The sequence below is a fragment of the Streptomyces sp. NPDC001020 genome (genome assembly GCF_053599115.1).
Genome location: NZ_JBSFLQ010000045.1, coordinates 47,178 through 54,840 on the forward strand (window position 1 = coordinate 47,178; position 7,663 = coordinate 54,840).

Here is a 7,663-nt window from a genome sequence, read left to right on the forward strand (position 1 = left end):
CGGCGCCATACCTGGAGCGCGCGCATGACTGGGATCGTACCGACCCGTGGCCACCGACCGCGAAACGGTCACTGTCAGTCCCCGCCGCACGCCCCCTCGAAGAAGGCCGTGATCTCAGCCGTCTCCTGGAGCGACTTCATCAGCCGGTCCCGTTCGGCGTCGTCGACCTGCACCGGTGCCACCGCGGACGCGTTCACGAGGCGCCGGAAGCCGCCCCGGCTCTCCAGACGCCCGTGCACGCGCACCGGCAGCCCCATGAGGTGCGCGTGGCCCGCGATCCGGTACGACTCCTCCTCCAGCGTCATCCGTACGTGCGGGACCTCGGCCCCGGCAATGACCCGCAGGCGTACGCTGCCCTCGCCACGCGGCCCTGACCTGCGCAGACGTACGACGGCCCCGGTGAGCCGCACCGGCACGGACGGTTCCTGACGCAGAAAGCGAGCCCCGGCCTCGCGCAGCGCGGGCAGGTCGCCCGGCGAGAACTCGACCGGCTCGGCGGGCGTCGCGCAGCCCTCGGGTACTCCGGCGGCGGGCGCCCATGCGACAGCGATCCGGGCGCCCTCGGACCCGCGGACCAGGGCGATCAGCGCCTCGGTCAGCTCGTGGCTCACGCCTGCCTCGACGGCGGCGTCGAAGGCGTCCATGCCGCCGGTGGCCCGCTGGTAGTCGGTGGCCTCCCGGGCCGCGTACAGCGCCTGGTGCAGGCGTACGGCGAGCGGACGGCCCGTCGAGACGGGTACGAGGGCGGTGAGCCCGCGACCTTGGGAGGCGGCGCCGATCAGTACGTTCTCCAGGGCCGCGGCGGCGGCCCCACGGTGCCGGGCGCCGAAGTACCCGGCACGTGCGCGGGTGGCGAGCGCGCCCGCCAGGAGCAGCCTGCGGGCGGCGGTGCGCAGTCGGTCCTCGACGGCCCAGGGCGCCGCACCGACAGGGCCGGTCGGCACGTCGCGCCACCAGTGGATCTCGTCGCTGGGCACGGCGAGCCCGACCAGCACGTCCCGCGCGGAGGGCGAGGTGCTGCGGGACAGGGCGACGAGGGCCTCGCCGATCAGGTCGTCGCTGTCGGGGTAGACCCGGCTCTCCGGCACCAGCAGGCTGGTACCGCCGCCGGGGCCGGGCGGGGTCCAGCGGCCGTAGCGCCCTGCGGCGCCGCCTCGACGCTGCCAGCCGTGCCGGTGCAGGAGGGCACTGAGCACGGCCGGGTCGACCTGTTCGGGCGCGGGCGGTCGGCTCCAGAGCGGCTCGGACGGGTGCGATCGGTCGGCGCGGGCCGACTGGTCGATGGGGCGGTGGGTCACGGTCTGCCTCCCGTTCCGACCCGGGTCATGATCTCGCACAGCGCGCGGTCGTCGAAGATGCGCGCGGTCGAGATGCGCACGGTGGTGCGGCGCCGCCCCGTGACGGGGTGTCCGGCGAGATTGCTCCAGTAGCAGCAGTGCCGCAGGTCCAGGCGGTCGTGACTGGCGCGCAGCCAGTCGTCCTGCGACCGGGGCACGAGCATCACGACGAGGATCTTGTGCACCGATACCGGGGTGCGGGCGAGCTTCGCCAGGTGCTCGTTGTCGAGCGTGAACGAGAAGAACCGGCCCGGGGGGCGGGGCGGTATCTGGTAGGTGCACTTGAGCTGCACCTTGATGGTGACCTCGTCGTCGACCGTGTGGCCGGGGGCGGTGTGGCTGATGTGCCAGTCGATGCCGTTGTCCGGGAAAGGCTGTGACAGCGAGCAGCCGGCCGCCGCGGCGACCGCGTGCAGATAGCCCACCTGCAGAGTCTCCATGCAGGCGGTGGTGGCGAGTGTGCCGCGATGGGGCGCCGTCCGCTCGGGCAGCAGCCCGCCCCGCTCGGGCTGCGCTATCGCCATGACGAACAGCCTTCCACGTCAGGTGGATCCCCGCTGCGGGCCCGTGAACTGCAAAGACCCGTACTCCTGTTGTCTCCTTCCGGCGTACTGCGCAAACAGCCCGGGTATCACCGGAACGGGACAGCCGACGCTATGTCAACTGCCTGGGGCGCGGGAGGAGTTGTGTGCGCATGACGTGCTGGTACGAGGGCCCCCTGGCCGCGTTCGACACGGAGACCACGGGCGTGGACGTCGAGACCGACCGGATCGTTTCGGCCGCCGTCGTCGTCCAGGACGCACCGGGCAGTCGGCCGCTGGTGAGCCGCTGGCTGGTGAATCCGGGGGTGCCGGTGCCCGCGGCGGCGACGGCGGTGCACGGGCTGACGGAGGAGCATCTGCGGCGCAACGGCCGCTGGCCGTCGCCGGTGATGGAGGAGATAGCCCGGCAGTTGGGCGAGCTGGCCGCGACGGGCCGACCGCTGGTGGTGATGAACGCTCCGTTCGATCTGACGCTGCTGGACCGGGAGTTGCGTCGGCATCGCGCCTCATCGCTGGACCGCTGGTTCACGTCGGCACCCCTGTGTGTGCTCGATCCGCGGGTCCTGGACAAGCACCTGGACCGCTACCGCAAGGGCCGTCGCACGCTCACCGATCTGTGCGCGCACTACGAGGTCGTACTGGAGGGCGCGCACGACGCGGCGGCGGACGCGCTGGCCGCGATGGAGGTCGTACGGGCGGTGGGGCACCGTTTCGCGACCCGCCTGGAGCGGCTGACGCCGACCGAGCTGCACACCCGGCAGACGGTATGGCACGCGGCGCAGGCACGCGGTCTGCAGGCGTGGTTCGCGCGCAGCGGCACGGAGGAGCAGGTGAACACGGCATGGCCACTGCGTCCGGAGCTGCCGACGGCGGCCTGAGCCCCCGCCACGCGCGAGAAGGTCGCGCAACGACGATGAGGGTGACGCCGCTCGCTTTTTCTGCGAGCCGACGCCACCCTCGGTCTTGTGGGCGATACTGGGATCGAACCAGTGACCTCTTCGGTGTGAACGAAGCGCTCTCCCGCTGAGCTAATCGCCCGGGAACGCACTGAACAATACAGGTCCCGGCGGGCTCCGTTCAAACCGCTTCGGGGCAGTCGCCCTCACACCGCTTCGAGGTAGGCCACGAGTCCCCGCCGACCGGCCCGCATCATCAGCCGGTGATTGGCGCGGAAGACCGGCCGCCCCAGCACGGCGAACCGCCTGAGCAGGGGTTTGTTCACGTCGACGGCCTGGTCGTAGTGAAGGAGAGCGCCGGCACCCGCCGCCGTGACCTTCCAGCGGGCCCAGCCCACGAGGTCGCCGGACAGCTCGGCCTCCAGCACCCCGGCGGCCGGGTCGTACCGCGTCCGACGTGCGGTGACGGTGATGCCGTAGGGCAGCAGCGAACGAATGGCGATCACGGCGCTCATGTCGTCGACCCGGGTCACCGTGCGGACTTGTGGCCACCAGCGGGGATAGTCCTCGGCCCGCTCCAGCGCGGCGTACACGCGGTCGGCCGGGACGGGCAGCGCCCACGCGCAGTGGAAGCGGTAGTGGTTCCAGTCCATGCTCCGAGTCTGCCCGTCGAGGCCTGGGCCGCGCGGGATCTGAGTACGGAACCTGAGTACGCGCACTCATGCTCCACGGAGTGACGCGCGCCACTCTCCACAGTATGACCCACCTACCGCCACCGGCCGAGGAGTTGCGGCTCCTTGACGCAGAGCTGTGGCAACTCGACGCTCGGCGAGCCCAGTTGCTGGCCCGTCGTGCCCAGCTGATCGGTCTCCTCCAATCGGCTTTCCCGCCCGCTCCCCCGGTGCCGCGGCAGCCCGAGACCACCGCGCCCCGCGTACAGAACGTGCTCCTCGTTCTCGGCGGTGTCCTGCTGACCGTCGCCGCGATCGCGTTCACCCTGGTCAGTTGGGGACATCTGGGGATCGCCGGGCGGTCTCTGGTGCTCGCCACGGTGACCGCGGCGGCGCTCGGCGCTCCCGTGCCCCTGCTGAAGCGCGGGCTGCGCTCGACGGCCGAGGTGCTGGCGGGCCTCGGTCTCGCGCTGACAGTGCTCGACGCGTACGCGCTGCACGAAGTCGCGTTGCCCGCGGCCGACGGCACGGGTTACGCAGCCGGCGCGGCGGCGTTCCTGGCCGGGGTGTGGTGGGGGTACGGCAGGAAATTCGCTTCCCTGCGCATGCCCTTCCCCGCCGCGCTGGCCGCCGCCCAGCTCCCCCTGCCGCTGTGGGCGGTGGCGGCCGGCGTGGGCTCGTACCCGATCACGGCCGCGCTGTTGCTGACGGCCGCGTTCGACACTGTCGTCACACTCCGGACGTCTTCGAGGTCCCTGCGCGTCGCCGCCGTCATCGGCGCGTACGGGATGGGCGGCTGGGGCGTGTCGGCGGCCGGCGTGCTCTCGTGGGAGGCCGACGGCCCGGGCGTCGCCGCCCGGGCGGCGGCGCTCCTCGCCCTCGCGGCGGCGATCGCACTGTACGCCGCGTGGCGCGCCCCGCAGCAGGGTCTTGCCACCGGCGCCGCGGTGACCGGCGGCCTGCTCCTGGTGGCGGCGCTCGGCGGCATCCCGCGCGCGTCACTGCCCGGAGTGTGGACGGTGCCCGGCTATCTGGCCTGCGGGGTCGGGCTGCTGTCGGCCCTCCGCGGTCCGCTCCCGGAACCGGTGCGGCGCGGAGTCGCCTGGGCATCGGCCTCCGTACAGACCCTGGCGGTGGCGTGGGCCCTGCCCCTGGTCGTCGTGGCGCTGTTGGGCCCGGTCGGATGGACGGAGCGGGTCTGGTCCGGGGCCCCGTCGGAGCTGCGTGCCGCGGTGACGGCCTGGGTGCCCTGGCCGGCGGACGCGGAGGCCGCACCGCTGGTACTCGCGGTCGTCGCGGCGGTTGCGGTCGTCACGGCCCGCGCCACCACGGCGTGGCGCGACCCGGCCACGACCGGTGCCGTGGTCCTTGTCTGGGCGACCGCGCTCATCTTCCCGGCCGCACTGCGACTCCCTTATACGGCAGGGCTGTTCGCGCAGGGCCTGGCGGTCGTGGCGGCGCTGGCCGTGGCGGCGTACGCGCGTCGGACGCCGACGTCCCTCACCGCCGTCCTCCTCTCCCTGCTCACCGCGGCCGGCCTCACGCTCCTCTCGCTCGCCTCCCAGGGCGCGACCCTGGCCGTGCTCGCCGCACTGACGGGGGTCTTCGCGGTGGCCGCCGCGCACCCGCGTCTGACCGCCGTCTGCGCGAGCGCGTCCCTGACCTGTGCGGCGGGCCTGGCCTGTGCGGTGGGCGCCGCCGCGGGCCGGCCTGCCGCGCACACGGCGCTGCTGGTCCTGGTCGTCCCGGCCGCCGCTGCCGTGCTCGCGGCGCGGGTCCCGCGGACCGCGGTTCCGGTCGAGGCCACGGGTGCCGTCGCGGGGCTGCTGGCCATCGGGCTGGCCGTCACCGACGCACCCGTGCTGTCCCTCGTACTGGCCCTGTGCGGGGTGATCGCCGCGGGCACCGCCGTGCGCGCGGACCGCCGTCAGGCCGGGTACGTGGCCGCCGCGCTGTTCGTCCTGGCCACCTGGGTGCGACTCGGATCGTGGGCCGTGGACGCTCCGGAGGCCTACGCCCTGCCGGTGACCGTCCCGGCACTGGTCGTGGGCTTCGTCCGGCGCCACCGGAACCCCGAGGCCTCGTCGTGGACGGCCTACGGCCCCGGTCTCTCGGCGACGCTCGTGCCGAGCCTGCTTGCGGCGTCGGCCGACGTGGACTGGCCGCGCCCCTTGCTACTCGGCACGGCGGCCCTCGTCCTCACCCTGCTGGGCGCCCGCCACCGTCTCCAGGCGCCGCTCATCCTCGGCGGGAGCGTGCTCGTGCTGGACGCGCTGCACGAACTGGCCCCCTACCTGGTGCAGTTGGCGGGTACGCTCCCCCGTTGGCTGCCTCCCGCGCTCGCCGGGCTGCTCCTGCTCGCGCTGGGCGCGACGTACGAACGGCGGATCCGGGACGCCCGGCGGGTACGGGAGGTACTGGGACGGATGCACTGAGGGACGGCTACGGCATTTGGCCGAGACCTTCGTGTCGATGACCAACGTCATACTGCCGGAGCCGAGGGGAACACCGGCTCGCCACGATCGAATTCCGGTTTTCCACACGGAACTTGAGATCGAGCAAAACCACTCTCGTGTTGCACTTCAGAAGAATTCCGACGGCGTTCCGGATTACGCGACGGAGGTTTTCCACCGGCTGCCCGGGGCTGAAGCTTTCCCGCCGGGCCACGTAATCCCGGAAGTCCGCCTCACCTTGACCTTCAGGTACTTCGGGCGTCGATACGGAAACGGGGAGGCACTCGGAGCGCTTGATGCGGGGTGATGGCGAGGCGCGGACAACAGAGCCCTGACCGGCCGGGGACGGGGTGGGGAACCGTTGGCGCACAGGTCGAATGCCGACGCAGGGGACGGCCGACCACGGCATCGAGGACCGACTGAACGGGGCGGTCGTGCGGACGCTCGCCACCGTCTCGCCGTCGGCGCGAGTCGGTCTCCCCGGCAGGCATGGCGCCGCCAGAAACGCGACGAGGGCGGCGTGGCCCGACTGTTCCCGAGCACACGCCACCCTTGATCTTGTGGGCGATACTGGGATCGAACCAGTGACCTCTTCGGTGTGAACGAAGCGCTCTCCCGCTGAGCTAATCGCCCGGGCGCAGGGAGAACATTACCCCATGTCAGGGGTGGCTCCGACCATCTGTCCGATCAACGCCCGCGATCAACGCCCTCTGATGTTCCAGGGCGTCGCGAGGCCGAACCACCAAAGACCGACGTCGACGAGGGCCGGCCGTGACCCTCGCAGCCAGTGGGCCTTACTTGTCCCGCGGCCCCGCGGGAGCAGGGCCACCTCAGCACCCCTGCGCTTCGTCCAGCGCAACACCGATGCGGACAGCCACCTGCCGGCAGAGACGCATCACCCGTCGCACTCCGTTGACGCCAGTGCGTGGATTCGAACGTCCGTTGGATCTTCGACCCCTCCGCCACTGCGGCGACCAGGCCCGCCAGTCTGTCACTCTCCGTATTCGTGCGAGCAAATCCTACCGGCGAGAAACCCGTCACCGGAATGGACGTATGACGCGAACGACATCTCGGCCGGATGAGCTACGTAAAGCCAGCCAAAACACGCAGAGGGGTTTACAACGGCACCGTAGGTGGCATGTCGATTTCGCCGACGTGCGAATCCCCGAGCGCACACTGAGCGAAAGGCCTTGGCGCTTATGAACACCACGGTCAGCTGCGAGCTGCACCTGCGCCTCGTTGTGTCGAGCGAGTCCTCACTGCCTGTTCCCGCGGGACTGCGGTATGACACGGCCGATCCCTACGCCGTGCACGCCACCTTCCATACCGGAGCCGAGGAGACCGTCGAGTGGGTGTTCGCCCGCGACCTCCTCGCGGAGGGCCTGCACCGGCCCACGGGAACCGGCGACGTCCGCGTCTGGCCGTCGCGCAGCCACGGTCAGGGCGTCGTCTGCATCGCCCTGAGCTCCCCAGAGGGTGAGGCTCTGCTCGAGGCCCCGGCGCGGGCCCTTGAGTCGTTTCTGAAGCGGACGGACGCGGCCGTGCCGCCCGGTACGGAACACCGCCATTTCGATCTCGACACGGAGCTCTCTCACATCCTGGCCGAGAATTAGTTCGAGATCCTCAAGCCGCCCGGCGCCGTCCACTCGGGGAGACGGCTCGGGCCGGGACAACCGCATACGGCACGCCCAGGCGCCGCCACCGCGAGGGTCGGCGAAGCCGTACGCCTCCTCGCCGCCCGTCGAGGTCGTCTACGCCAAGCCG

7 protein-coding genes and 2 tRNA genes are annotated in these 7,663 nt (G+C 71.8%); 4 read left to right on the forward strand and 5 right to left on the reverse strand.

Translation table 11 applies throughout. The features are described from left to right. Positions 1 to 74 precede the first annotated feature (74 nt). Both ACWDEX_RS31695 and ACWDEX_RS31700 read right to left on the reverse strand, forming a co-directional pair. Complete coding sequence (locus ACWDEX_RS31695) at positions 75 to 1,298, reverse strand: hypothetical protein (RefSeq protein WP_450467913.1); 1,224 nt, start codon at positions 1,296 to 1,298, stop codon at positions 75 to 77. Beyond that, positions 1,295 to 1,861, reverse strand: coding sequence for a DUF4365 domain-containing protein (locus tag ACWDEX_RS31700; protein WP_450467914.1), 567 nt, complete (start codon positions 1,859 to 1,861; stop codon positions 1,295 to 1,297). Before ACWDEX_RS31700 ends, ACWDEX_RS31695 begins: the two co-directional genes overlap by 4 nt. 170 nt (positions 1,862 to 2,031) lie before the next feature. Here ACWDEX_RS31700 and ACWDEX_RS31705 point away from each other — a divergent pair, with 170 nt between their 5' ends. Beyond that, positions 2,032 to 2,757: an exonuclease domain-containing protein gene (locus ACWDEX_RS31705; RefSeq protein WP_450467915.1), complete on the forward strand. Its 726-nt coding sequence runs from the start codon at positions 2,032 to 2,034 to the stop codon at positions 2,755 to 2,757. 88 nt (positions 2,758 to 2,845) lie between these two features. On the opposite strand, the gene ACWDEX_RS31710 is transcribed toward ACWDEX_RS31705, so the two are convergent. Then, positions 2,846 to 2,917 (reverse strand) — tRNA-Val (locus tag ACWDEX_RS31710). Positions 2,918 to 2,981: 64 nt separating this feature from the next. Further along, the gene (locus ACWDEX_RS31715) at positions 2,982 to 3,428 is read right to left on the reverse strand and encodes an SRPBCC family protein (RefSeq protein WP_450467916.1); all 447 of its coding nucleotides are present in this window, start codon (positions 3,426 to 3,428) and stop codon (positions 2,982 to 2,984) included. 68 nt (positions 3,429 to 3,496) lie between these two features. Between ACWDEX_RS31715 and ACWDEX_RS31720 the strand changes: the two genes are divergently transcribed. Then, entirely contained in the window at positions 3,497 to 5,881 is a 2,385-nt protein-coding gene (locus tag ACWDEX_RS31720; RefSeq protein ID WP_450467917.1) for an SCO7613 C-terminal domain-containing membrane protein, read from the forward strand. 37 nt (positions 5,882 to 5,918) lie between these two features. Beyond that, complete coding sequence (locus ACWDEX_RS31725; protein WP_450467918.1) at positions 5,919 to 6,206, forward strand: hypothetical protein; 288 nt, start codon at positions 5,919 to 5,921, stop codon at positions 6,204 to 6,206. Positions 6,207 to 6,460: 254 nt separating this feature from the next. Here ACWDEX_RS31725 and ACWDEX_RS31730 read toward each other — a convergent pair. Beyond that, a tRNA-Val gene (locus ACWDEX_RS31730) sits at positions 6,461 to 6,532 on the reverse strand. A gap of 566 nt (positions 6,533 to 7,098) precedes the next feature. Here ACWDEX_RS31730 and ACWDEX_RS31735 point away from each other — a divergent pair. Then, complete coding sequence (locus tag ACWDEX_RS31735) at positions 7,099 to 7,512, forward strand: SsgA family sporulation/cell division regulator (RefSeq protein WP_003987206.1); 414 nt, start codon at positions 7,099 to 7,101, stop codon at positions 7,510 to 7,512. The last annotated feature ends 151 nt before the right edge of the window (positions 7,513 to 7,663 follow it).